Origin of the sequence: Enterococcus sp. 3C7_DIV0644, assembly GCF_002141235.1 — a bacterium.
Taxonomy (GTDB): Bacteria; Bacillota; Bacilli; order Lactobacillales; family Enterococcaceae; genus Enterococcus_D; species Enterococcus_D entomosocium.
In genome coordinates this window covers 287,689-310,940 of the sequence record NZ_NGLK01000001.1, presented here as the reverse complement: position 1 = coordinate 310,940, position 23,252 = coordinate 287,689, and the positions used below count along the sequence as shown (strand labels likewise).

Annotated in this window: 20 protein-coding genes; 14 read left to right on the top strand and 6 right to left on the bottom strand. The window is 39.5% G+C overall.

Annotated features, from left to right (window positions below; all coding sequences use genetic code 11):
• Window positions 1–218: 218 nt before the first annotated feature.
• Window positions 219–1,595: a 23S rRNA (uracil(1939)-C(5))-methyltransferase RlmD gene (gene rlmD, locus A5877_RS01520; protein WP_086316201.1), complete on the bottom strand. Its 1,377-nt coding sequence runs from the start codon at window positions 1,593–1,595 to the stop codon at window positions 219–221.
• 114 nt (window positions 1,596–1,709) lie between these two features.
• On the opposite strand from rlmD, the gene recX reads away from it, so the two are divergent.
• The 4 genes from recX (at window position 1,710) to A5877_RS01500 (ending at window position 5,399) form a co-directional block, all read left to right on the top strand.
• Window positions 1,710–2,504, top strand: coding sequence for a recombination regulator RecX (gene recX / locus A5877_RS01515; protein WP_008378247.1), 795 nt, complete (start codon window positions 1,710–1,712; stop codon window positions 2,502–2,504).
• Entirely contained in the window at window positions 2,497–3,648 is a 1,152-nt protein-coding gene (mutY, locus tag A5877_RS01510) for an A/G-specific adenine glycosylase (protein ID WP_016610228.1), read from the top strand. Before recX ends, mutY begins: the two co-directional genes overlap by 8 nt.
• Before the next feature lie 93 nt (window positions 3,649–3,741).
• Window positions 3,742–4,275 carry a DUF402 domain-containing protein gene (locus A5877_RS01505; RefSeq protein WP_005225863.1) on the top strand — a complete coding sequence of 178 codons (534 nt, stop codon included), beginning with the start codon at window positions 3,742–3,744 and terminating at the stop codon, window positions 4,273–4,275.
• 161 nt (window positions 4,276–4,436) lie between these two features.
• Window positions 4,437–5,399: an N-acetylmuramoyl-L-alanine amidase gene (locus A5877_RS01500; protein WP_016620421.1), complete on the top strand. Its 963-nt coding sequence runs from the start codon at window positions 4,437–4,439 to the stop codon at window positions 5,397–5,399.
• Window positions 5,400–5,457: 58 nt separating this feature from the next.
• Here the strand turns inward: A5877_RS01500 and A5877_RS01495 are convergent, their stop codons facing one another.
• On the bottom strand, window positions 5,458–5,901 hold the full coding sequence (locus A5877_RS01495) for a GNAT family N-acetyltransferase (protein WP_086316200.1): 444 nt from the start codon (window positions 5,899–5,901) through the stop codon (window positions 5,458–5,460).
• A gap of 142 nt (window positions 5,902–6,043) precedes the next feature.
• Between A5877_RS01495 and A5877_RS01490 the strand changes: the two genes are divergently transcribed.
• The 8 genes from A5877_RS01490 to A5877_RS01455 all read left to right on the top strand — a co-directional run bounded on the left by A5877_RS01490 (window position 6,044) and on the right by A5877_RS01455 (window position 15,324).
• Window positions 6,044–7,159, top strand: coding sequence for an AI-2E family transporter (locus A5877_RS01490; RefSeq protein ID WP_008378242.1), 1,116 nt, complete (start codon window positions 6,044–6,046; stop codon window positions 7,157–7,159).
• A gap of 112 nt (window positions 7,160–7,271) precedes the next feature.
• The gene (locus A5877_RS01485) at window positions 7,272–8,648 is read left to right on the top strand and encodes a hemolysin family protein (RefSeq protein WP_005235523.1); all 1,377 of its coding nucleotides are present in this window, start codon (window positions 7,272–7,274) and stop codon (window positions 8,646–8,648) included.
• A 238-nt stretch (window positions 8,649–8,886) separates the two neighbouring features.
• Complete coding sequence (locus A5877_RS01480; RefSeq protein ID WP_005235525.1) at window positions 8,887–9,903, top strand: lipoate--protein ligase; 1,017 nt, start codon at window positions 8,887–8,889, stop codon at window positions 9,901–9,903.
• Window positions 9,904–9,913: 10 nt separating this feature from the next.
• The gene (locus tag A5877_RS01475; protein ID WP_005235528.1) at window positions 9,914–10,639 is read left to right on the top strand and encodes a methionine ABC transporter ATP-binding protein; all 726 of its coding nucleotides are present in this window, start codon (window positions 9,914–9,916) and stop codon (window positions 10,637–10,639) included.
• Window positions 10,626–11,294 (top strand): methionine ABC transporter permease, encoded by a 669-nt coding sequence (locus A5877_RS01470; RefSeq protein WP_005235530.1) that lies wholly within the window; start codon window positions 10,626–10,628, stop codon window positions 11,292–11,294. The genes A5877_RS01475 and A5877_RS01470 overlap by 14 nt, the downstream gene beginning before the upstream one ends.
• Window positions 11,295–11,299: 5 nt before the next feature.
• A complete protein-coding gene (locus A5877_RS01465; protein WP_016620418.1) occupies window positions 11,300–12,115 on the top strand; it encodes a MetQ/NlpA family ABC transporter substrate-binding protein in 816 nt (271 codons plus the stop codon).
• 192 nt (window positions 12,116–12,307) lie between these two features.
• Entirely contained in the window at window positions 12,308–13,888 is a 1,581-nt protein-coding gene (locus A5877_RS01460) for a peptide chain release factor 3 (protein ID WP_008378231.1), read from the top strand.
• A 665-nt stretch (window positions 13,889–14,553) separates the two neighbouring features.
• Window positions 14,554–15,324 (top strand): hypothetical protein, encoded by a 771-nt coding sequence (locus tag A5877_RS01455; protein WP_086316199.1) that lies wholly within the window; start codon window positions 14,554–14,556, stop codon window positions 15,322–15,324.
• A gap of 140 nt (window positions 15,325–15,464) precedes the next feature.
• On the opposite strand, the gene A5877_RS01450 is transcribed toward A5877_RS01455, so the two are convergent.
• Both A5877_RS01450 and A5877_RS01445 read right to left on the bottom strand, forming a co-directional pair.
• Window positions 15,465–16,523 carry a DUF916 domain-containing protein gene (locus tag A5877_RS01450; RefSeq protein WP_061054248.1) on the bottom strand — a complete coding sequence of 353 codons (1,059 nt, stop codon included), beginning with the start codon at window positions 16,521–16,523 and terminating at the stop codon, window positions 15,465–15,467.
• A gap of 19 nt (window positions 16,524–16,542) precedes the next feature.
• Window positions 16,543–17,025 carry a hypothetical protein gene (locus tag A5877_RS01445; protein WP_005235554.1) on the bottom strand — a complete coding sequence of 161 codons (483 nt, stop codon included), beginning with the start codon at window positions 17,023–17,025 and terminating at the stop codon, window positions 16,543–16,545.
• A gap of 1,031 nt (window positions 17,026–18,056) precedes the next feature.
• Here A5877_RS01445 and A5877_RS01440 point away from each other — a divergent pair.
• Both A5877_RS01440 and A5877_RS01435 read left to right on the top strand, forming a co-directional pair.
• The gene (locus tag A5877_RS01440) at window positions 18,057–18,524 is read left to right on the top strand and encodes a hypothetical protein (protein WP_005235556.1); all 468 of its coding nucleotides are present in this window, start codon (window positions 18,057–18,059) and stop codon (window positions 18,522–18,524) included.
• A gap of 471 nt (window positions 18,525–18,995) precedes the next feature.
• Window positions 18,996–20,315 carry a helix-turn-helix domain-containing protein gene (locus A5877_RS01435; RefSeq protein WP_223347168.1) on the top strand — a complete coding sequence of 440 codons (1,320 nt, stop codon included), beginning with the start codon at window positions 18,996–18,998 and terminating at the stop codon, window positions 20,313–20,315.
• A gap of 161 nt (window positions 20,316–20,476) precedes the next feature.
• On the opposite strand, the gene A5877_RS01430 is transcribed toward A5877_RS01435, so the two are convergent.
• Together A5877_RS01430 and A5877_RS01425 are read right to left on the bottom strand one after the other, a co-directional pair.
• On the bottom strand, window positions 20,477–20,788 hold the full coding sequence (locus tag A5877_RS01430; RefSeq protein WP_008378223.1) for a DUF1827 family protein: 312 nt from the start codon (window positions 20,786–20,788) through the stop codon (window positions 20,477–20,479).
• 151 nt (window positions 20,789–20,939) lie between these two features.
• Window positions 20,940–23,201, bottom strand: coding sequence for an ATP-dependent Clp protease ATP-binding subunit (locus A5877_RS01425; protein ID WP_034872578.1), 2,262 nt, complete (start codon window positions 23,199–23,201; stop codon window positions 20,940–20,942).
• Window positions 23,202–23,252: the final 51 nt, after the last annotated feature.

The following is a 23,252-nucleotide window of genomic DNA, read 5'->3' as shown; positions in this document are numbered from 1 at the left end:
CAGTGTTAAATATTATATAATAAAAAACATTTTGACCCATTACTTTTCAAGGGATCGAACGATTCTTCGGCTTTAATGATTGGGGATTTGATGATGCTTATATTGATACAAAGATTCTCATCATACAGACCGGTTCATTTTTCCATTGAAAATACGCTGAAACGATAGGTGCAATAAAATAGCCTGACAGATCACAAAATGATTTGTCAGGCGAATGTTTATTTGCGGGTCAATTTTACCACCACTTCGCAGCGTGCGGTTTGTGGGAACATATCTACTGATTGCAGATATTCTACGTGAAACACTTTGGCTAATTGGACTAAGTCTCTTGCTAAAGTAGAAACATTACAAGATATATAGACCATCTTCTTTGGTGGTTGTTTCAACAACGCTTGCAATAATCGTTCATCCAAGCCTGTCCTTGGCGGATCAACAATGATGCTATCAGGTTTGAAGCCTTCATTGAACCATTTTGGCAATAGCTCTTCCGCAGTACCCGTTTCATAACGGGTATTTTGGGCACCAATACGGCGTGCATTTTCTTGGGCATTTTCGATCGCTTGAGGAATAATGTCCATGCCGCGGACTTCTTTGGCATAAGGTGCCACACTCAACCCAATCGTCCCCACACCACAGTAAGCATCAACAACTGTTTCATTTTTGCTTAAGTCAAGGGCTTTTAACCCTTCTTGATACAAGACGCTGGTTTGCTGCGGATTCAGCTGGAAGAATGCGCGGGCGGACAAGTCGAAGGTCAGTTCATTCAACCGTTCTTCGATCGCTTCTTTGCCCCAAAGATGAATCGTTTCCTCTCCCATGACGACGGACGTTTTTTTGTTTTGCACATTTTGCATGATGGAAACGACTTGCGGCAAGCGCTGATTGATCTCGCGAATCAGCGCATTGTTTTGCGGCAGTTTGACAGAATTGGTAATGAAAACAACTTGGACTTCGCCAGTGGCGATCCCGATGCGAACCATCAATGTTCGTAAAATCCCGCTATTTTTTCGTTCATCGTAAATCGGGATCTGGTATTTGTTCAACAATTGGACGATGCCGTTGATCACTTTTTGCGTATCTTGTTCTTGTACGAGGCAATCATCAATGGCGACTAAGCGATGAGACTCCATTTCGTATAAACCCGCTTCGATTCGTTTGGTTTGACTGTTGTAACGCAATTGAAATTGTGCTTTGTTGCGGTAATGCCAAGGAACATCCATGCCTAAAGTATCCCTTAGTTCAAACTGTTGGTAACCTTTTGGCTTAAATTTTTCAAGTGCTTGTTTCAATAGGTCTTTTTTGAAGTCTAATTGTTTGTCGTAGACTAAGTGCTGCAATTGGCAGCCGCCGCATCGGTCGTAAAACTTGCAGGGTGGTTGGATGCGATCGCTGCTTGGCTTGATGATTTTGGTCATCTTAGCTTCAGCAAAGCGGGGAGAGGCTTTGGTGACTTCGGCAATGACCTGTTCCCCCGGTAGAACACGGGGAACAAAGATGATCAGCTTTTTGTAATACCCGATGCCTTCTCCGTTGATCCCCAAGCGTTTGATCGTTAGTTGTAGTTTTTGTCCAAGCTGAACTTGTGTATTTGCCATGTGAACTCCTTAAATAAAATAGTCAGTTCATTTTACCACATTTTTTCAGCTTGATTAGAAGGAATTTCATCGTAGTTGTGGTAAAATAGAATGTACGTTCGCGAGGTGAAGAAGATGAATACAATTATTCGTATCAATAAAGGAAAAGGACCATTTTATGAAGTGGCGACATCAGAAGGTGAAACACTGCGGGTCTCAGAAGATCTTTTGGTCCGTTTTCGGCTATTAAAAGGCAAGGAACTGAGTGAAGAAGAATTAAAAGAAATCAAAAAAAGTGCGGGGTTTGATTTAGGCTTGCAGCAAGCCATGAACTATATCAGCTATCAGCTGCGTTCTGAAATGGAAGTCCGTACCTATTTGAAAGACAAAGAAATCGAAAAACAAGACCGAGACTTAGTCGTTGAACGGCTGAAAGAGCTGAATCTGATCGATGACAAAAACTACGGAGAGAGCTACATTCGCACCCAAGTCCGCATGAGTGATAAAGGACCCGTGGTCATCAGTCAGCAATTGAGAAAAAAAGGCTTGAAAGATCCTGTGATTCAGGAAGTATTGCCTTTGTATACCGAGGAAATGCAGTTTGAAGTCGGGTATCATACGGCTGAAAAAGCGATGCGTCGTTTTCACAACAAAAGCCATAAAGAAATGATCCAAAAGATAAAAATGCATTTGATGCAAAAAGGTTTTCATCAAGGAGTCATTCAGATGATTTTGGATGAATTACCGATGGAAAAAGATGAGGACCAAGAAAATGAAGCGCTCCAAAGAGAAGGGGCCCGACTTATGCGGCGGCATCAGCGGTTACCCTTGATGAAACGAAAAATGAAAATCAAGCAAGGCCTTTATCAAAAAGGGTTTGCCATCGATGATATACAACGATTCTTAGATGAGGAAGTAATGGATGAGTAAGCAATGGGAAACTTGGGATGAAGAAAAAATCAAGACGTTCCAAGAAACATTTTTAACTTGGTATCATAAAGAAAAACGCAATCTGCCTTGGCGGGCGACCAACGATCCGTATGCAATCTGGATCTCAGAGATCATGCTTCAACAAACACGAGTGGAAACAGTGATTGGCTATTTCTATCGTTTTATGGAACAATTCCCGACGATCCAAGACTTGGCGGCAGCCGAAGAACAAAAGCTTTTAAAGGTTTGGGAAGGTTTAGGTTATTACTCTCGTGCCCGTAACCTTAAGGCTGCTGCACAGCAAATCGTTGCCGAATTCGACGGAGAAATGCCCCAATCAATTGAAGAGATTCGCTCATTAAAAGGAATTGGTCCCTACACAGCTGGAGCCATTGGCAGTATTGCTTTTGGCTTGCCAGAACCGGCAATCGATGGAAATGTGATGCGGGTCGTCAGTCGGTTATTTTGTATCGAAGCAGATATTGCGAAAGCCAGCAGCCGAAGACCATTTGACGAGGCGATGAGAACAATCATTTCCCCCGATGAACCTGGTGAGTTTAATCAAGCCTTGATGGATCTTGGCTCACGAATCTGTACACCCACTACACCGAAATGTGAAGAGTGTCCCATCAGTCAGTATTGTCTTGCTTATGCGGAGAATCGACAAACAGACTTTCCAGTGAAATCGAAAAAAGCAAAGCCAAAAGATGTCTATTACATCGCAGGCGCCATCGAAGATCAAGGCTCGTTTTTACTCGTGCAGCGACCTGAAACAGGCTTATTAGCTTCTATGTGGCATTTTCCTTTGGTAGAAGTGACGAAAGAACAGTACGAGGCTCTGCAGCGAACATGGGCAAAAGAGGAGCAGCTGCAGTTGGATTTGATTGCCGAAGATGATGCGCTCGAAATTTTTCCTGATCTGCCTGTCGTTTGGCAAAAACGACATTTTGGCGAGATCACTCATATCTTTAGTCATTTGAAATGGCACGTCCTTTTATTTTACGGCAGAAAACGTGGAGAGCTCACGTTACAAGACAGCGAATGGGCAGCAAAAGAATCCTTTCAAAACTATGTTTTCCCAAAACCCCAGCAGAAATTGGTGGATCAATTAAAGAAATATCAGAAACTCGATAAAGATTTCTAGGCAAAGCTTTCTTTTATTGCTATAATATTAACGATGTCGGTGTAATGAACACCCAAACAAAACGCAAGTTTTCTTGCTGAGGGAAGGGTTGCTATGCGAGTTCCAAAAGAAGGAGAGTTTGTCAGCATTCAAAGCTACAAACATGACGGCAATTTGCATCGAACGTGGCGGGATACGATGGTCTTAAAGACCAGTGAATTCTCAGTGATAGGGGTCAACGATCATACATTAGTGACCGAATCAGATGGAAGACGCTGGGTTACCCGTGAACCAGCAATTGTATATTTTCATAAAAAATACTGGTTTAATGTTATTGCAATGATTCGAGAAAAGGGGGTTTCCTATTATTGTAATCTTGCTTCACCGTATTTACTTGATGAAGAGGCATTGAAATATATCGATTATGACCTTGATATCAAAGTATTTCCTGATGGCGAGAAACGTTTACTAGATGTGGATGAGTATGAATTGCACAGTAAGATTATGCAATATCCGCAAGACATTGATTTTATCTTAAAAGAAAATGTCAAAATTTTAGTAGATTGGATCAATAATGGCAAAGGACCCTTTTCGCAAGGGTATGTGGACATTTGGTATGATCGCTACAAGCAGTTGTCTCAAAAATAAGTAAAATGGGTCGAATCGCTCATTTTCCCTAAGAAACTTCAACCAAGTTGGTTGGAGTTTTTTTGTGTTTCTAATGGAATGCTTCAATCAGCAGGTTTTAAGTTCTGTTTAAGCTGACAGTCCCATGATAGAGAGACCAAGAAAATTAGTGGGGGAAGCACATGAAGAAAAAAGGGAAGCTTGTTATCGGGACCACCATGATTCTGCTTTTTGCAGCGGGGTTTGCTGTGTTGAGAAACGACCAATCCGCTCGTGAGGAGAGTCAAGAAAGTACTTCTCAAACTGAGCTTAACGCTCAAACTGAAGAGACCGCTCAGACTGCCAGTATGGTTCAAATTTATGTAGATCCCTCAGAATACGATGCAGCGATTGAAAGTGAGAACGATTATGTACCGATTTATCAGTCAACAAGTCAAGAGACAGTCATTGGGAAAATCCATCGGGGAAGTTGGGCAACCTTCATCAGTCAAACAGAAGACATGGTTGAAATTCAAACAGACGATGGGGTAACTGGTTATATTGAAAAGCAATCAGCATCGATTCAAGAAGTCGCGCTTTCGGCAATCCCAAAAGATCTATCGAACTTCAAAGTCGTCCTTGATGCAGGTCACGGCGGCGAAGATTCTGGGGCACTGTCAACGGATCAAATGATCATGGAAAAAGACTTGACGCTAACAACGGTCCAAACGATCGGCGAAGTGTTGACAGAAGCAGGTATTCAAGTCAGTTATACACGCACTGAAGATCGTTATCTCTCGCTGTCTGATATCACCGCTGCTTCGCTTTCAGAAGAACCAGATTTATTTATTAGCATTCATTACGATAATTCAGAAATACCAAACAGCAATCAAGGACTGACAACTTACTATTACTATACTGGGTCAAAAGAGATGGCAGAAACGATCACTGCCAATTTGAGTTCTTCGGTGGCATTGAGTTCCAACGGCACTCGTTTTGGTAACTATTATGTGTTGCGAGAACAATATCTTCCAGCAGTATTATTGGAGTTAGGCTATTTGAACAGTGACAATGATTTGGCAATGATTACAAGTGAAGGGTATGATCAAAGGGTGGCGCAAGCGTTGCTGACAGCGATTGAAGAGATCGTTGAAGCAGAGGAATAAAAAAACGGCGACTACAAAACAGAGGAAGGATCTGTTTTGTGGTCGCTATTTTAAGGAATCACTTCTCGTTAAAGATTTTGCTCATTTTGATATGGGGCATATCTGCGTCTAAAAAAACATCGCCTTGAGGCTGATAGCCTAACTTCAAGTAAAACTCTTTGGCATTTATTTGTGCCCCTAAAGTGACTTTTTTGATTCCTTGTTTTTGAATGAAGGCTTCCGCACCTTCGATCAGTTGTCTGCCATAACCTGAACCTCGATGAGCAGCGGGGACCGCCATTCGTTGCAACTTCACTTCATGATCAGAGATAGGTAAGAAACGCAAGGTTGCGACTGCTTCATTATCGTCGTCATATAAGACAAAGTGGACTGCCAATGCTTCATTTTCATCTACTTCCAATGCTAATGGAACACCTTGCTCTTTCACGAATACTTGATTTCGTATTTTCAATGACGCCAAATAAATGTCACTCAGCGTATCTTTTGTTTGTGCAATATGCATAAAAAATTCACCTCAGCTAAGATTTCTCCGTTATTTTTAATAGTATACCACTTTTTTAACAAATTTTTTTTGTTTGCGGCTAAAGTCGCAAGCTTTTTTTTTCAAAATCATCTATAATGTTATAAAAAAGGGAGGGAATCTTTTGTTCGACAAATTCAAACAATCAAAACTGTTCTTTTGGTCATTGGAAGCATTGGTTTTAGTGACACTCGTGTTTGTGTTAAGTAAAGTCAATTTTCTATTTGCACCGATTGGCACGTTTTTTTCTACTTTATTTGCACCAGTATTGATTGCTGGCTTTCTGTATTACCTGCTAAATCCAATCGTCTTATTTTTGATGAAAACCACAAAAATAAAACGACTGTTTGCTGTCATATTGGTTCTGTTGTTATTAGTAGCAGCAATCATCTTGATTTTCGTCAGCGTTATTCCTAATCTAGTGAGTCAGATTACTTCATTGGCGGAAAATATTCCAACATTTGCCAAAAATATGGAAAGCTGGATCTCAAGAATCGCAGATGATCCATTTTTCAAACAAATCGATATCGCGCAGCAGTTAGAAAACCTAAATCTTTCTTATGGTTCTTTGCTGCAGCAGTTTCTTAGTGGGTTATCCACTAGCTTAGGATCGATCGTCAGTACGATTGCTTCCGCGACGATGATCATCGTTACAGTACCATTCATCCTGTTTTACATGTTGAAGGATGGAGAAAAGCTAGTTCCTAATCTGAAAACTGTCTTTCCAGAAAGAAGACGAGATCAGATTGTTGGGTTGCTAGGTGACTTAAACAAGACATTATCCAATTACATTAGTGGGCAAGCGATCGAATGTATTTTTGTCGCTACCTTCACGTTTATTGGTTACTGGATGATCGGCGTTAACTATGCCTTTCTTTTTGGGGTAATTGCAGGCGTCACAAACTTGATCCCTTATTTAGGCCCATATCTTGGTTTGATTCCGGCGGTGTTAGTGACGGTCTTTGATGAACCATTTCGCGCATTATTATGCTGTATCGTGGTTCTGGTCGTCCAACAATTAGACGGAAATGTTATTTACCCGAATGTAATCGGAAAATCATTGGCGATCCATCCGTTAACGATCATTTTGGTCTTATTAGTTGCTGGAAATCTAGCTGGCTTGCTGGGGATTTTCCTAGGTGTGCCATTTTATGCGATTTGCCGAACGATCGTCGTCTTTATTGTTCGCCTGATCAAAGACGACAAAATCAAGAAAAATCAGGAACGGTTGATCGAATAATCAATGACTGGTGTTTTTTATTGCAAAGAAAAAAACTTTGTGATAGGATTTTATCGTGGGCTAAGCCCACGATTTTTTTTAGAAAATGAAAAAATAAGGAGAGAATGCTATTATGAATGCTGACCCCGAGAGTCAGTCGCTTCTAGCGCAAATTTTATTATTGATCGTTTTGACATTGATCAACGCTTTTCTAGCGGCCTCTGAGATCGCAGTTGTCTCAGTTAACAAAAACCGTGTGGAGCAAAAAGCGGAAGAAGGAAATGTCAAATCACAAAAATTATTGAAAATCATTGATAATCCAACAAATTTCTTGTCAACGATCCAAGTTGGGATTACCTTGGTGAATATTTTATCTGGGGCATCTCTGGCAGATACCTTGTCGACCCGTTTGGCACCTTTATTAGGTGGAGGGACGGCGGCTAAAAGCTTAGCGAACATTATTGTTTTAGCGATCTTGACGTATGTGTCGATCGTTTTCGGTGAGTTGTATCCAAAACGGATCGCCATGAACAAATCAGAAGAAGTTGCCCAGTTCACTTCTGGTGTCATTCGAACGATCGGGATTATTGCAAAACCTTTCGTCTGGTTCTTATCTGCTTCGACAAGTTTATTGGCGCGCATCACTCCAATGGAATTTGACGATGAAGACACGAAGATGACCCGTGATGAAATGCGGTATATGTTGGAAACAGAAGGGGTCTTTGAAGAAGATGAATTAGAGATGCTGCAAGGGATCTTTTCATTAGACACGAAAGTCGCCCGGGAAGTCATGGTTCCTAGAACCTCAGCCTTTATGGTGGACATCAATGACTCAGTAGAAGAAATTTTGACTGAAATTTTAGCAGAAAATTATTCTCGTATTCCTGTATATAATGAAGATAAAGACAAAGTCGTAGGGATTCTACATACCAAAAATCTTTTGAAATGTGCGTACAAATACGGCTTTGATACGATGGACATCAAACAAATCCTGCAGGAACCATTGTTTGTGCCAGAAACGGTCTTTATCGATGATTTGCTTTATGAATTAAAGAAAACCCAAAACCAAATGGCGATTTTGCTTGATGAATATGGCGGCGTCGTTGGATTGGTTACACTAGAAGACTTGCTAGAAGAAATCGTCGGCGAGATCGATGATGAATCAGATGAAGTCGAAGAGCTTTATGAAAAAATCTCTGATAAAGAATATGTCATCCAAGGACGCATGTTGATCGATGATTTTAATGAAGCCTTCAACATGAGCTTGCATATGAGTGATGTGGATACGATGGCAGGATATTTGATCACTGCTTTAGGATTAATCCCCGATGAAGGAGAAAAACTATCCTTCGAAGTGGACAATGTGAAGCTGATCTCTGAAGAAATGGAAGGATCACGCGTCTTGAAGATCCGGGTGATTTTCCACGACCCGGAAGAAGGGGAAGTGGAACCAGAGGAAGAGCGGCGCTATTTCCGTAAAGATTTTGAGGAAGATGAGCCTCGCCGTTAAAGTTCCGTATAAATGAAATGAGAAAGACCAAGGCAGTTGCTTTGGTCTTTTTTGTTCGTTTTTTTACGTATTCCCCTTGATTTGTATGGAAGAAACGGTTACGATAAATTTATTGAATAATACAGTTTAAAAACAGATAAAAAAACACGTGTATCTTATCGTTAAGCAGTTTGATTGCAATTTTCCGTAAGAAAAGCGAGAATATCCATAGAAATATAATGAGAATGAGGGGCTTGAAATGAAATTTTACCGTATGCTTAGTGAAGATATCCGTTACAATTTGGCGACTGAAGAGTATTTGATGAATAACGTAGATGTTTCGGAGCCTTGTCTTCTGTTATACATACAAAAACCATGTGTTATAATCGGCAGAAATCAAAATGCGTATCAAGAGATTGATTTTGACTATCTAAGAAGCCGTAAGATCGTTTTGACTCGCAGAACGTCTGGTGGTGGAGCGGTTTATGACGATCTAGGCAATATGAGTTTTAGTTTTGTCACCAAAAAAGATGCCACGAGCTTTGGTGACTATCAAAGTGCAACACAACCTATCATGAAAGGCTTAGCGGCAATGGGAGCCAAGGATGTTGAAGTACATGGCCGTAATGATCTGTTCATTGATGGGAAAAAGTTTTCTGGCAATGCGATGTATACAAAAAAAGGCCGGACGTATTCCCATGGCACATTGATGTATGATGTGGATCTAGAAGAATTGACGAAAGTTCTACATGTTGCCCAAGAAAAAATTGCTTCTAAAGCCACGAAATCAGTTCGGAAAAGTGTGACGAATATCAAGCCCTTTTTGGCAGAGCAATACCAATCAATGGATACCAAGGAATTTCGAGATACACTCCTTTGCCGAATCTATGAAGTAGAATCGATTGATGAAATCAGTGAGCAAGAGATCGTCTTAACGGAAACCGATCGACAAGCGATCCAAACACTGTTTGAAGAACGATATGCCAATAATGAGTGGATTTTTAATGAAGCGCCTGCTTTCGAATGGCAAAAAAGAAAGCGGTTTGAGCAGGTTGGGATTGTTGAAGTCGATTTTACTGTCAACAAAGGCAAGATTGCAGCGATTCAAATTACCGGTGATTTTTTTGGACAAAAAGAGATCAGTGAACTTGAAGCGATGTTGCAAGGTATTGATTTTGAAAAAAGCACCATTAGCCGCTTGCTAGAGGGAATCGCCATCGATCAGTTTATCCATCAGATGACCGCTTCTGAATTTTTAGCATTGCTGTTTGATTAGGAGGAAAAAGATGTTAGAAGCGATCAATCTCACAAAGCGTTACGATCGAAAGGTTCTCGATGGTTTGTCTTTTTCTGTTCAGGCAGGAGAAATCGTTGGGGTCGTCGGCAAAAGCGGCTCAGGAAAATCGACGTTGTTGCGGCTTTTAAACTTGATTGAAACCCCAGACAGCGGGGAATTACTTTTTGATGGCAAAAAAATCGATACATCGAATAAAAAGCATCTGCTACGTGCACAACAAGAAATCGGCATGATTTTTCAAAATTACAATCTGTTACACAATCGAACCGTTTTCGAAAATGTCTATTTGCCCTTGAAGTTAATGGGAAAGTCAGCAGATATGGTACTTGAGATGCTTTCGTTTGTTGGCATGGAAGATAAGGCCCACATCTATCCGGCCAAGTTAAGCGGCGGAGAGAAACAACGAGTGGCTATTGCACGGGCTTTGATCCGTGAGCCAAAAATCTTGCTGTGTGACGAGCCCACTAGTGCGCTGGACGAAGATACGAAAGCCGATGTTCTTGCTTTGCTGCAAAAAGTTCAACAGACGTTTCAACCAGCTGTCGTCTTTGTCAGTCATGAGCTATCGGCCGTCCGACAAATTTGTCAACGTGTGTTTGTATTGGAGGACGCCGTCTTTGAGGCGGAGTTTGCCAATCAGCCACAACCAATCGTCCGCATTGAAAGCTCTTATGTGAGCAAAGTGGAGAGGAGTCTGCTGCATGACGATCAGTGAGAGTATTTTGTATTATCTGCCTGAATTGCTGCAATCTTTGAAAGAAACAGCGATCATGATGGGCATTTCGATGCTCGCAGCCATTGTCTTAGGTCTACCGTTAGGTGTCTGGCTTTTTCTCAGTCGCAGCCGAGGGAAAAAAATCTCATTTCTTTATGAGTGTTTGAATCTCATTGTGACGATCATCCGCTCGTTTCCTTTTTTATTATTTGTTGTAGCGTTGATCCCGTTGACGCGGATGCTTTTAGGCAGCTCATTTGGACCGATTCCCGCCAGTTTTCCTTTGAGCATCGTTGCTATGAGTATTTTTGCTCGTTTGACGGAGCAAGTGCTGTTGGATGTTCCAGAAGAAGTTTCTTATTTGGCGAAATCTCTTGGTGTCAGTCAATGGCAGTATGTTTGGTCGTTTTTACTAGTGGAAGCTAGAAGCGGCTTGATTTTATCTTTAACGACGACAGCAGTCAGCATGGTTTCTTATTCGACGGTGATGGGGATCGTTGGTGGCGGCGGTATCGGCGATTTTGCGATCCGTTATGGGTACCAGCGTTATGAGTATGGCGTGATGTATTTTGCAATTATCATCATGATTCTTTTGGTCTTTATCCTGCAAGGGATTGGCAATCAAGCAGCAAGAAAACTTGATAAACGAAAATAGGAGGAATGAAAGTGAAAAAAGGATTTGTTTTAGGATTGAGTGTATTGGCATTAGGTGTATTGGGGGCTTGCGGTACAGGTTCTGATGAAGCGAGCGAAGAGAAAATCATCAAGGTCGCTTCGCAAACGACGCCAATGACCGATGTCGTAAAGGTTGCAGCTGAAGCAGTGGAAGATGGCTGGGAAATCCAATTGGTCCAAGTCAATGACAATATCCAGTACAATGAGTTGCTGAATAATGACGAGGTCGATGCTAACTTTGCGCAACATGAACCATATATGCAAATGTATAATGAAGAAAAAGATGCAAACCTAGTGGCACTAGATAAAATCTACAACGCAAAAGTCGGTTTTTATTCCAAAGAGTATACGAATATCAATGATATTCCAGAAGGAACGAAAGTCGCATTGCCAAATGATGTGTCCAATGAAGGTCGAGCGTTAGCGATTTTAGCAGAAGAAGGATTGATCACCCTTAAAGAAGGCGTTGGTGTCAATGGAACACTTAAAGATGTTACCGAAAATCCGAAAAATTTTGAGTGGTTATCTGTCGATTTACTGAATCTTGCGGAAGCCTATGATGAACCAAACGTATCTTTGGTATACAATTACCCAACCTATATCGCGAAAATCGGTTTGAAACCAGCAGATGCCCTTTTCTTAGAAAAGACCATCGATGATCGCTTTGCTATCTCATTGGTTGCTCGAGAAGACAATCAAGATTCTGAAAAAATCGCTGTATTGCGCCGTGCCATGACTAGCGATAAAGTTCGTGAGTTTTTAGAAAACGAGCATAGCGATACCTTATTGCCAGCATTTTAATTTATTTCTATCAAAATGGAAGGAGCGCCCTTTGCCTAACTCTCTAAAAGAGAGTAGTCAAAGGGGTTTCTTGTCTTTTTTTGCTTTTTTATCACCCTTATCCATGATATACTGATTTGGTCAGAAAACTAGCGACAGTCTAAAATAGACACTGTTCGCATTGTAAATACAAGAAATGGAGCAATAGAATCAATGGATAATCCAAAATTAAAACAACAAGTCGATAGTCGCCGTACCTTTGCGATTATTTCCCATCCGGATGCGGGGAAAACAACCATTACAGAACAATTATTATTATTCGGTGGCGCGATTCGCCAAGCTGGTACGGTCAAAGGGAAAAAGACTGGTAATTTCGCAAAGTCCGACTGGATGGAAATCGAAAAACAACGGGGGATCTCCGTTACCAGTTCCGTTATGCAGTTTGATTACCAAGGCAAACGGGTCAATATTTTAGATACCCCTGGGCATGAGGACTTTTCTGAAGATACCTACCGTACCTTGATGGCGGTGGATAGTGCTGTCATGGTGATCGATAGCGCAAAAGGGATCGAAGCACAAACGAAAAAACTCTTCCAGGTCGTTAAAAAACGTGGTATTCCGATTTTTACTTTTATCAATAAACTCGACCGTGATGGCCGCGAACCATTAGAATTATTAGAAGAACTAGAAGATCTTTTAGAGATCGAATCATTTCCAATGAATTGGCCGATCGGCATGGGGAAAGGCTTGGAAGGACTGTATGATATCCACAACCAACGGGTCGAATTTTACCGTCCTGACAATCACGGTGGGGAACGTTTAGTTGCCCTAGATGAAAATGGTCAATTCCCAGCAGATCATCCATTTGCCGAAGATGGGCTGTTCCAACAAGTTTTAGAAGAAGTGGAATTGCTGCAAGAAGCTGGCGACGCCTTTGATACAGAAAAAATCGCTCGGGGCGATCAAACCCCTGTATTCTTTGGTTCTGCTCTCACAAATTTTGGCGTACAGACCTTTTTAGAAACCTTCTTGACTTTTGCACCAGCACCTTACGGACATAAAACACTAGCTGGTGAGGAAGTCAGTCCTTATGAACCAGAAATGTCTGGGTTTGTATTCAAGATCCAAGCAAACATGAATCCTGCCCATCGTGACCGGATCGCCTTTGTCCGCATTTGTTCAGGAACCTTTGAACGAGGCATGGACGTTACTTTAGAACGTACTGGCAAAAAAATGAAACTCAGCAATGTGACTCAATTTATGGCTGATACCCGTGAAAATATTGAAGAAGCTGTCGCCGGAGATATTATTGGTGTCTATGACACGGGGAATTATCAAATCGGTGACACGATCTATGAAGGAAAACTAAAAGTTGCTTACGAAGAGCTGCCATCGTTTACTCCGGAACTCTTTATGAAAGTTACTGCGAAAAATGTGATGAAGCAAAAATCTTTCCATAAAGGAATCTATCAGTTGGTCCAAGAAGGGGCTATCCAGTTGTACAAGACGTATCTTAGTGATGAGTATATCATCGGTGCTGTCGGGCAACTGCAATTTGAAGTTTTCCAATATCGCATGATGAATGAGTACAATGCGGAAGTCATCATGACCCCAATGGGCCACAAGATCGCCCGTTGGATCGATCCGAAAGACTTGGATGAGCGTATGAGCTCCAGTCGTAACATTTTAGCGAAAGACCGTTTCGACCAGCCATTGTTCTTGTTTGAGAATCAATTTGCGATGCGTTGGTTCGCAGATAAGTACCCAGATGTCGAATTGAAGAGTTTGATGTAAGAGCCGTTTCCCGCGAGCCTGTCTAGGTATGCGCAACTCTGTACGTAAGGCTGATCTTTTTGAATTGAACGATCGTAGAAAGTCCTTTCTTATCAAAATGGATAAGAAGGGGCCTTTTTTTGCTGAAAACGTGCTTTTGATACAGAAAGAAGGCTGTGTGATTGGGGCAATGGTCCAATGATCAGACAATTATCCTAATTTATAAACATTCTTTTAAAAGAAGATAAAAAGAGTTGGAAAAAGAGCGTAGTATTAAAGATGACCGCAAGGAAGTGCACTTGAAATGAATAGAAAAATATCATAGGCACATTTGGTGATTCAGGAAATTTTCACTTGTTTGAAAGTAGAGGGAAAGCAGAGAATAGATTGCCAGTGATAGAGGTCATTTAATCATTTGATCGAGGGACAAGTTCTTTTTGTCAGATGCTACTAGTGAAGACTAAACTTTCTTTATCTGAGCATGATTCGGTTATAGCCCTTAAAACTTCATTTGAAGCACTTCTAACAGATGGCTTAAGTTTTCAGTTGGTGAACCATGGCTTCATAACTTCAAAATGAATTAGTCTCATTGCTAGTCTACTAGTTATCTATAGATCGATTTTGCTAAAGCGAATGATTATTTGTTAAATAAAAGTGATTTCTGAAAGAAGAAAGGGGACCATGTAGTGCTAAAAAGTTTGTTATTTATATTTTCGGCGATATTTTTCTTTCCAACAGTAGAGGCTGCGGCTGATGAGGTTTCCGAAACGTTGATTTTTGATTTGAACACGATTGACTTTAAGGACGAACACTATTATTTGTTGAAAACCACACAAGATCTTCAGCTGACCGTCGATAGCAACGGCAGTGAAGGTGCTTTTGGCGTAGAGATCACAGCTGTCGGGAAGGCATTTTCAGCAGAACTAAACAGCGTGAACGGTTCGGAAGAGAAAATCATTCAGATTGAGGATACTGATGAAGCATCAATGATTCTTAACGTAGCTGCAACATTGAACATAAAGGAATATCTTGATTCCAACTCTGAGTACTACCTATCAGTCACTTTTACAGCAATTGATGATTCAGAGACCTTTACGAAAGATATAAAAATGAATCAGACGGATGAGGAAAAAGAAGAGATATCGGATGAGAATTTAATGACTGAAGACCAAGACGATGAAAAGCAAGAAGACAATGGCATCGAAGATGATTCTGAGAGCCAAAAGGAAGAAGCAGAATCTATTTACGACGAGCAAGCAAACTTGGAAGAAGACTCGCTTGATAAGGATTCTACCGAACTAGAAGATTCAATCAGTGATGTTGAGGATGAGGCTGGTACTGAGTTTTTTTTAGGGAAGAAAAGCCAATGTGAGACAGCAACATTTTTTTCAAAAGAAATGATCATTGAAAAAAATATGTTTAGATTTATATTAGGAAAAACCGCTTATTTGATATGAGCAGTTTTTCTTGTCTCACTTCTTCTATTTCTTCCTAAAGAGGAAACCATGGAGAGAAGATACGCAACATTTCTTTAAAAAGGAATCTCTCAATAATTGATGACCAATGGAATAAGTAGAAGCAGAACAAAAGAGAGGAACTAGCCCTCTCTTTTTCTTTTTGATTTTAAAATGTAGATGACTGCAGTTGCTAGCGCTGCAATGAGAACAAAGATGATCCAGATAAGGATTTGATTATTTGTCTGAACGTTGGCAGCGTTCGTTGGACGGTTCTCTTTTTTGAAGTTATCCAAGTCCTCTTTCTCATAAGAAAAAGTAGTGGTGATCGCTTTTCTAGTTGTTTCTATTGTTAAACGGTATTCGCCTTCAATAAGCTCACTATCGTCTATTAAAGGAATCTGCATTCTTGATTTGGTTAACGGCGTTAAAAGAACGGAATCTGCTAACTCTCCAGAGGCAATTGTTTCTCCATTTGGGCTTATTAGTTCGTAGAGCGCATTGTTTAAGTTGCCTAAAATAGGATTATAGTTGAGGGCATAAAATTGTAGGTTTATCGTGTCCTGAAGAGCAACAAATGAGAAATCTTGATAAATAATATCTTGAATATCCTCATATTTGCTAAAAATTAAGTTGATAAAAATGATAGACTCGTAGGCAGACGCAATACTAATAGAATCTTCAGCTGTTTGAACACCTAATATTTGCTTAAAATTAATTCCACCCATTACAGTACCTTCAAGCTCTATGTCGTCTGGAACATTTATGGTAATGCTGACACCAACAGATTCATTAGGAGCAATTTCTATTTGATTCTCTTCGTCTATAGCTTCTGAAGCGATAGTAACATAATTTGAAAAGTCGTATTTATCATCGAGAAGGTTCTCTGTATTCGAAGTGTACAAAATAGAGGATTCTCTTGAAATAGCAGTTGAAGCAAAGGGAGTGACCACTATTGATGAATCACCAGCTCCGATGTTTTCCAATTTAATGTCAAATGTATACTTTTTATCAACATCAGAAGGAAGAGTAATAGTATTTCTTGATGTCTCATATTCGGTATCGCTAAGCGATAGTTTTAAAGTATTCGTTGTCTCATTCGCTGTTGCAATACTTATATTTATATTTGCGATTATTGTCAATATGAGGAAGAACACAGAAACTCTTAGAAAGGAGTCTCTGTGTTTTGATATTTTATCCATATGTTATCCTTTTTAAGAATTAAAGGTCTTGGCCATTGTCTAAGTCAGTAGTATCTGATGCAGTAACTGTGATAGTGGGTGTGCCATCTAGCAAAGCAGTTTGACGATTGAATGTGAAAGTTGTATCTACGCTGGTAGCTACTGATTGGGAAATAGCTTCTGCTTCAACGGCAACATCACCATTTTCGGTGATAACGATTCCTTCAGAATCAGAAGAAACTGTAATTGTAACTTTATTAACTGAACGAGTTAAGTTTGTTAATGTTCCGCCAACGTTTTCAATAGTTCCTGTCATTGTTCCGTTGACAAATAATGCTGGACTTATTTCGAACGTTTCGTTTAAATTCATATCATTAAATGCAAAACTAGATGTTCCTTCTGTTATAGTAACAGCAAATGGAACAGAGGGAACCTCTGGCATAGCAACATCTGCTGACGCAGTGATTCCTCCTACTAGTAGTAAAGATGTTGCCAATGTAGTACCCAAAATAACTTTTTTCATAATAAAACCTCACTTTAATTTTTGCAGATGATTTACTGCTTAAATAAAGTATACAATGATGATGTATTAAGTTATTATCCGTTTTTGCGCTATTTTTAATGAAAAAGTAGAAAGTATTTTATTAATCTGATTTTTTATAAAATAATTTAATCAAATTTTCTAGTAGTCAAGTGATGTTGATTATCAAGTCCACATATTTTTCTGTGTAGCAATTGTCCGTGCGGTAATGATTTATATGAAAATAATTTTGTTGCAATGTTACAATTTGGCTAATATTTTAAGTCAAGATCTTCTCAGAGTTGAAAGAATTGTCGTTCCAACTAGGATTCGACCTAGCAAAGTAATTATATTGTTATTCGTAGTCTCTGAGAATTTGCTCTGAATCAGTCGCTGTAAGGGGAATCAGTTCTGAAGATTCATATCTGTTATTTCTTTCGTGAACATCTGCAATTCAGTAGAATACAATCTTCTATCATTTTTAAGATACTATTTATAGAAGTAGTTTTACGAGTATGAACTATTGCATAGGTGGGGATTGAACGTATTGTTCTATTTATGCATTTCTATTGAATGGGCAATCAAAGTCATAGATTTGAAAATTATCAATTAATGTTTTTATTCAATTTGTAATCTGTACCTATAAATCTTCTACCTTAACGGGACAGAGATATTAAAGGTTGCTTCAAGCTTAAAATTATAAATCCGTACTTGTTTCATTTTAAAAATATCTCAAAAAAATTAGCTGTTTAGAATTACTATCTCATTAATACTAGATTTTAGTAGGATTCATAATATTAGGAGAATATACAATAAGACTCTTTGAAGAAACCTTAGAGTTTTTTTGTCTCTTTTATTTTTATGAAGTTGCTACTCGTTTCTAATTAACAGGTCTTTTAGTCAGTAGAAAGAAAAATGCGGAACAATGATTATTTTATTTGTAGTTTTTTTGAAAAAAAGACGATAAAAATCGGCTGGTTCTTACTATATCCTTAATAGCAGAGGATCAAAGTTCTTTTAAGGAGTGAATCAAAATGCTGCAAACCAGAATAAATTTCAGTCGACAAAAGAATGCTACTATGTTGACTGTGCGCTTTTTCAGCAACAAGACGAATACGATTTTAGAGAGAAATTTAATTGTGGATCAAGAAGATGATCGCCAATCGGTTCTTGACTACTTAGCACAATCACTAGGGGAAATCAACATCTTGCAATACTCTTCGAAAAACGTTTTGTGTATCGCTGAACGTTCAAGGTTAGAAAAAGCAGGCGGCACTCATCGATTGGAACATTTTTGGGGAGATGTGATCAGCTATATCGTTGAGTGCGTGGATAAATCTGGTGTTCATTATGATTTGCATGTCATTGGCAATGTTGATTCGGATGATGAAGAAATCATGCGGTCAATCAATCAAATGAGTGATGAATTGTCGATCATCAACATTTATGAATACAAAGATTGCTGGCTAAAAAGAGAAGATATTTTATTACAAGCTCTTTGAAATGAACTTGATTCCTCAAAGAAGTTTGTCCAGCTAGAAAATGATTTTACTCTCCAAGTCACTTACCAATCAATGAAAGAATACGAATTTTTTCTAAGTTTATGGAAACAGCTAATTCACAGGTTCTTTTTCAGGGTTTCCAACACTTTTTGTTACAAAAAATAAGAATCGTTTCACAAGTTTTTCTCACCCGTACTGTTTTAAAGAAGAGGGGATTTTTCTGAAGTTTTTATTAAAATTGTCCGTTTAATGAAAAAAGAGCTTAAATTTAAGTTTATTTTACTATAATTGGATACTGGGATACTTTTTAAATAAGGCGGGTAAAAAATTTTGGAGTATATAGAAAAATTGTATAGGTTTTATTTAACCAAAAAACAGGTAGATAAATTAACTGTTGTTAGAAATATCATTTTGGAGAAGCAGCTGTCTCTCGATAAAATATGTGAAACGACAAACAAATCTTTGTATCAGGTGAAAATATTGATCAATGAAATCGCCGAAGATATGAGAGAGTTTACGACTTTTGACGAGTCAATTTTTTTGCTGAAAAAGAGAACTGTTTATTTGTCACGAGAATTAAATGAAGAACAAAGCCTGCATATTTTTGTGAATCTAAAGAAAAAATATTTCTTAGAATCTCCTTATTATCGTCTATTATCCTATTTGTTAAGAAAAAGAAAGACCCGTATGGTGGACATCTCGGAAGAATTGATTTTTAGTATTTCTTATTGTTATAAATTGATCAGCTATCTTAAGAAAATGCTGGTTATCCAAAATGTTCCGATTACTATCAATAACAATACAGATTCCATTGATTTGACAGGGGCAGAGCCGTGTGTGAGGATGTACCATTATTTAGTTGAGATCATGGCTTGTAATGTATACATCAATCAGCGAACCCGTGCCAGCGTTGAATTAGCAGCTAAAGAATATGAGCCGTTAAAAACCACAAAAGTGAAGCACGACATTATGTTTTCAATCATTGAAAATGCGGTGTTGAGAGGCTATATTGTCAATGAGTTAGACGATGCTTCCATCACTATTTATGAGCAAATCAAGCAACTAGATGGGGAAAAGCAAGTGATCAAGCTGCTGCCGATCAGAAGTCAGCAAGATATTGAGAAAGAACAGATTTTTTATCATTTCTGGGTTTTTCTTTTCATACCTGAAACGATCTCGGATCAAGAAAAACTACTTTTGGGCCAAAAGCTGAGAAATCTTTTAGGAAATCCGCTGGTCGAATTTTCTGCCGATGTTGTAGCTGTCTTGTCGCAAAAGTATAATCTTTCTAAAGAGATCGAAGAATTCATTACCTATGAATTAGTGATGAATACATGGGGCTGTCTTCATCTCTTTTTGGATAGTTTTGTGTCTACTGAAGATTTGTCCTCTACGAACGAACGAGTATTAGAGGTGGAAGAGCTGATTGCAGCTGCCTTGCAGCGCCATTCGTTTGTAATAGAAAAAGAAGCCCTCTTCTTAAGGAAAATCGCTCAGATCACAGCGTCTTATTTACCTATCCAGGAAGAGGAACCGATTCGCATTGGTATTTCTCTTTTGAACCATCCAGAATATATTCCGGTCATTAAAAACAAACTGTTGAAAATTTACAATGAAAATGTGATTCACTTTAGTTCGAATTTAGGAGACTCAGATATATTGGTTTCTGATGGCGTGCTAATCCATAATGAGTCGCAGAAATTCACATTTTTTGGCAATGTTCATAGTACCAAGGATTGGCACAATCTAAATGTGATGATCCAGTCGATGATTTCTAATAAATATACTTGAAAAGAGAGCGTATGGCTCTCTTTTTTTACTTGAACATCAGGTATCGTTGGTCGAAGTACTAACTAATAGAAGGAAGAGAGAAGACAAAAAAAGATATCTATAAAAGAGGGCTGCGACAGTCACCTTTTATAGATATTTTTTAAACCCGTGATCAGGCAAAGCTAACGTGATGAGGATAACGTTTTTTTGATGGAGATTTCCACCACTTCGGGCATTTGGATCACAGAGATCGTTGCAGGATCATAAGAGCCATCAGGTAATTTTTTCAAGAAGTAATTTTTGATTTCTTCAACTTCCGTCGGGCGAATAGTTCTTTTTTTATTGATCAGCAAAATTTCATTGTGGTTCGGCGCTGAGGTAAAGATCACAGTTGTATCTCCGGCTGTGTAAACCTTTACAAGTTCCGCGTCGGTATTTTCAAGTTGATTCAATACTAGTCGAGAATGGCTGTTCGTAACATTGATTAATTTCACCAGACTCACCTCACATTCTATGTATTTATTAATAACATTATAGGGCGTTTTTTTTCAAAAGAAAAGCCAGACAACTCGGAATTACCCAATTTTTTGGCAAAACATGGTTGTCTGGCAAAGGAAACGTTTCGTTACACGTTTTGGCAGCTTGTTACTCGTTTGTTTCCGATGCTTCTTCTTCAGAAGCCGGATTGGCTTCTTCAAGAGGTGCAGGGGACTCAGCGGAGGTCACAATGATTTTATCTGCATCTTCTAATTGTGCTTTTAGTTGATGTACTTGTGGATGCTCAAGATAAAATTCTGCAATGCCGTCTTCGATTTGATCTTGGATGGTTCTACGCAATGGGCGAGCCCCCATCGTTGCACTGTAACCAAGATCCACCAATTTTTCTTGCACGTCTTGTGGAACGTCGATATGCAGTTTTTGTTGGCTAAGGGTTTGATTGACTTCATGCAGCATGAGAGACACGATCGATAACAAGTTTTCCTTGCTTAAAGCTTTAAATTCGATGATGCCGTCAAAGCGGTTGAGAAACTCTGGTGTAAAGTAATTATTCAATTGATTCAAAACGGAACGAGTGATACCTTCACGCGCCGCACCGAAGCCAACGTTAGCTTCAACTTTGCCGGTTCCGGCATTACTTGTCATGATGATCAAGGTGTCCTTAAAGCTGACGGTACGTCCTTGAGCATCGGTCAAGCGACCATCATCGAGAATTTGCAAGAACATATGCAATACATCAGGATGGGCTTTTTCTACTTCATCTAATAGAATCAAGCTGTAAGGATTCCGACGAACTTTTTCAGTCAATTGACCTGCTTCTTCATAGCCAACATAGCCTGGAGGAGAACCAATCAATTTGGATACACTGTGTTTCTCCATGTATTCTGACATGTCGAAACGAATCATTGATTCTTCAGAACCAAACATTTCATAAGCTAATTGTTTTGCTAATTCGGTTTTACCGACACCGGTTGGACCGACGAATAGGAAAGAGCCGATCGGACGGTTTTGTTTGCCTAAACCGACCCGATTTCTGCGGATCGCTTTTGCAACTTTGTCGATTGCTTCGTCTTGACCAATAACTTTAGCTTTCAAGTCATCCGCAAGATTCCTCAACTGGGTTTGTTCTTTTTCTTTTAATTCCCCAACAGGGATATTTGTCCGTTCTTCAACGATTTGTTCCATGTCTTTTTCGGTGATGACAGGCGTTTCTTCTTCGCTGATTTGACGTTCTTTCATTTTTTGAAGCTTGTTGATTTGATCGCGATAGTAAGCAGCTTTTTCAAAATCTTCTTCTCGAGAGGCAGCTTGTTTTTGTTCTTCCGCTTCTTGTAATTTCTTTTCGATCGTTTTTGGATCAACGATTTGGATCGTCAAGTTTTTCTTCGAACCTGTTTCATCTAGCAGATCGATCGCTTTATCAGGCAAGAATCGATCTTGAATGTAACGGTTAGAAAGGGTAGCGGCAGCTGCGATCGCTTCATCCGTATATTTCACATGATGGTAATCTTCATAACGCGGTTGTAGGCCTTTTAAAATACGAATGGTTTCTTCCACAGAAGGTTCATCCACACGTACTGGTTGCAAACGCCGTTCTAAAGCGGCGTCTTTTTCGATAATGCGGTATTCATTTAACGTCGTTGCTCCGACCATTTGTAGTTCTCCACGGGCAAGAGCTGGTTTTAAGATGTTTCCAGCATCCATATTTCCGTCGCCGGCTGCACCAGCGCCAACGATTTCATGGACTTCATCGATAAACAAGATCACATTTTCCGCTTGCTTGATTTCTTCGATCAATTTTTGGATGCGTTCTTCAAATTGGCCACGAATACCTGTGCCTTGAACAAGCGACGCAACGTCCAAACGAATAACTTCTTTTTCCATCAATTTTTGTGGCACATCACCATCAACGATTTTTTGGGCTAACCCTTCAACGACGGCAGTTTTCCCAACCCCAGGTTCACCAATCAATACAGGATTATTTTTGGTTCGGCGATTAAGGATCTCGATCACGCGTTTGATTTCTGAATCACGACCGACCACTGGATCGACTTCACCATCACGAGCCATTTGAGTGATATTGATGCCATATTCTCCCAGCAGACCCGCAGGTGCTTGGTTATTGCGTGGTGGTTGCCCGCCAACAAAACCGTTACCGCCAGTTTGTGTCGGTGGGGTTTGTTCATAAGGGGTATTTCCTTGCTGCATTTGACGAGACATTTGACGGAATAAATCATCAAGATTGCCAAATCCAAAAGGATCTTGCGCCATTGCAGCTGCAGCATTCCCAGATTGTGCTTTTAATTTTTGGTAACAACTTTGACAATAATCGAGTTGTTTTCTTTGACCATTGACATTGGCATATAAATGAATTGAAGCTTCATTTTTGCCGCAATTTTGACAAAGCATAGATTCACGACCTTTCATATTTGTTCCAACAACCCTATTTTACGGCGCATT

Excerpts from the sequence above, each read along its gene's own strand:
- A5877_RS01460 (WP_008378231.1), top strand. The coding sequence starts at position 12,308 with ATGGATAATCCAAAATTAAAACAACAAGTCGATAGTCGCCGTACCTTT.
- A5877_RS01465 (WP_016620418.1), top strand. The coding sequence starts at position 11,300 with ATGAAAGTGAAAAAAGGATTTGTTTTAGGATTGAGTGTATTGGCATTA.
- A5877_RS01485 (WP_005235523.1), top strand. The coding sequence starts at position 7,272 with ATGAATGCTGACCCCGAGAGTCAGTCGCTTCTAGCGCAAATTTTATTA.
- A5877_RS01500 (WP_016620421.1), top strand. The coding sequence starts at position 4,437 with ATGAAGAAAAAAGGGAAGCTTGTTATCGGGACCACCATGATTCTGCTT.
- recX (WP_008378247.1), top strand. The coding sequence starts at position 1,710 with ATGAATACAATTATTCGTATCAATAAAGGAAAAGGACCATTTTATGAA.
- mutY (WP_016610228.1), top strand. The coding sequence starts at position 2,497 with ATGAGTAAGCAATGGGAAACTTGGGATGAAGAAAAAATCAAGACGTTC.
- A5877_RS01445 (WP_005235554.1), bottom strand. The coding sequence starts at position 17,025 with ATGAAAAAAGTTATTTTGGGTACTACATTGGCAACATCTTTACTACTA.
- A5877_RS01505 (WP_005225863.1), top strand. The coding sequence starts at position 3,742 with ATGCGAGTTCCAAAAGAAGGAGAGTTTGTCAGCATTCAAAGCTACAAA.
- A5877_RS01450 (WP_061054248.1), bottom strand. The coding sequence starts at position 16,523 with ATGGATAAAATATCAAAACACAGAGACTCCTTTCTAAGAGTTTCTGTG.
- A5877_RS01470 (WP_005235530.1), top strand. The coding sequence starts at position 10,626 with ATGACGATCAGTGAGAGTATTTTGTATTATCTGCCTGAATTGCTGCAA.
- rlmD (WP_086316201.1), bottom strand. The coding sequence starts at position 1,595 with ATGGCAAATACACAAGTTCAGCTTGGACAAAAACTACAACTAACGATC.
- A5877_RS01440 (WP_005235556.1), top strand. The coding sequence starts at position 18,057 with ATGCTGCAAACCAGAATAAATTTCAGTCGACAAAAGAATGCTACTATG.
- A5877_RS01495 (WP_086316200.1), bottom strand. The coding sequence starts at position 5,901 with ATGCATATTGCACAAACAAAAGATACGCTGAGTGACATTTATTTGGCG.
- A5877_RS01425 (WP_034872578.1), bottom strand. The coding sequence starts at position 23,201 with ATGCTTTGTCAAAATTGCGGCAAAAATGAAGCTTCAATTCATTTATAT.
- A5877_RS01475 (WP_005235528.1), top strand. The coding sequence starts at position 9,914 with ATGTTAGAAGCGATCAATCTCACAAAGCGTTACGATCGAAAGGTTCTC.
- A5877_RS01480 (WP_005235525.1), top strand. The coding sequence starts at position 8,887 with ATGAAATTTTACCGTATGCTTAGTGAAGATATCCGTTACAATTTGGCG.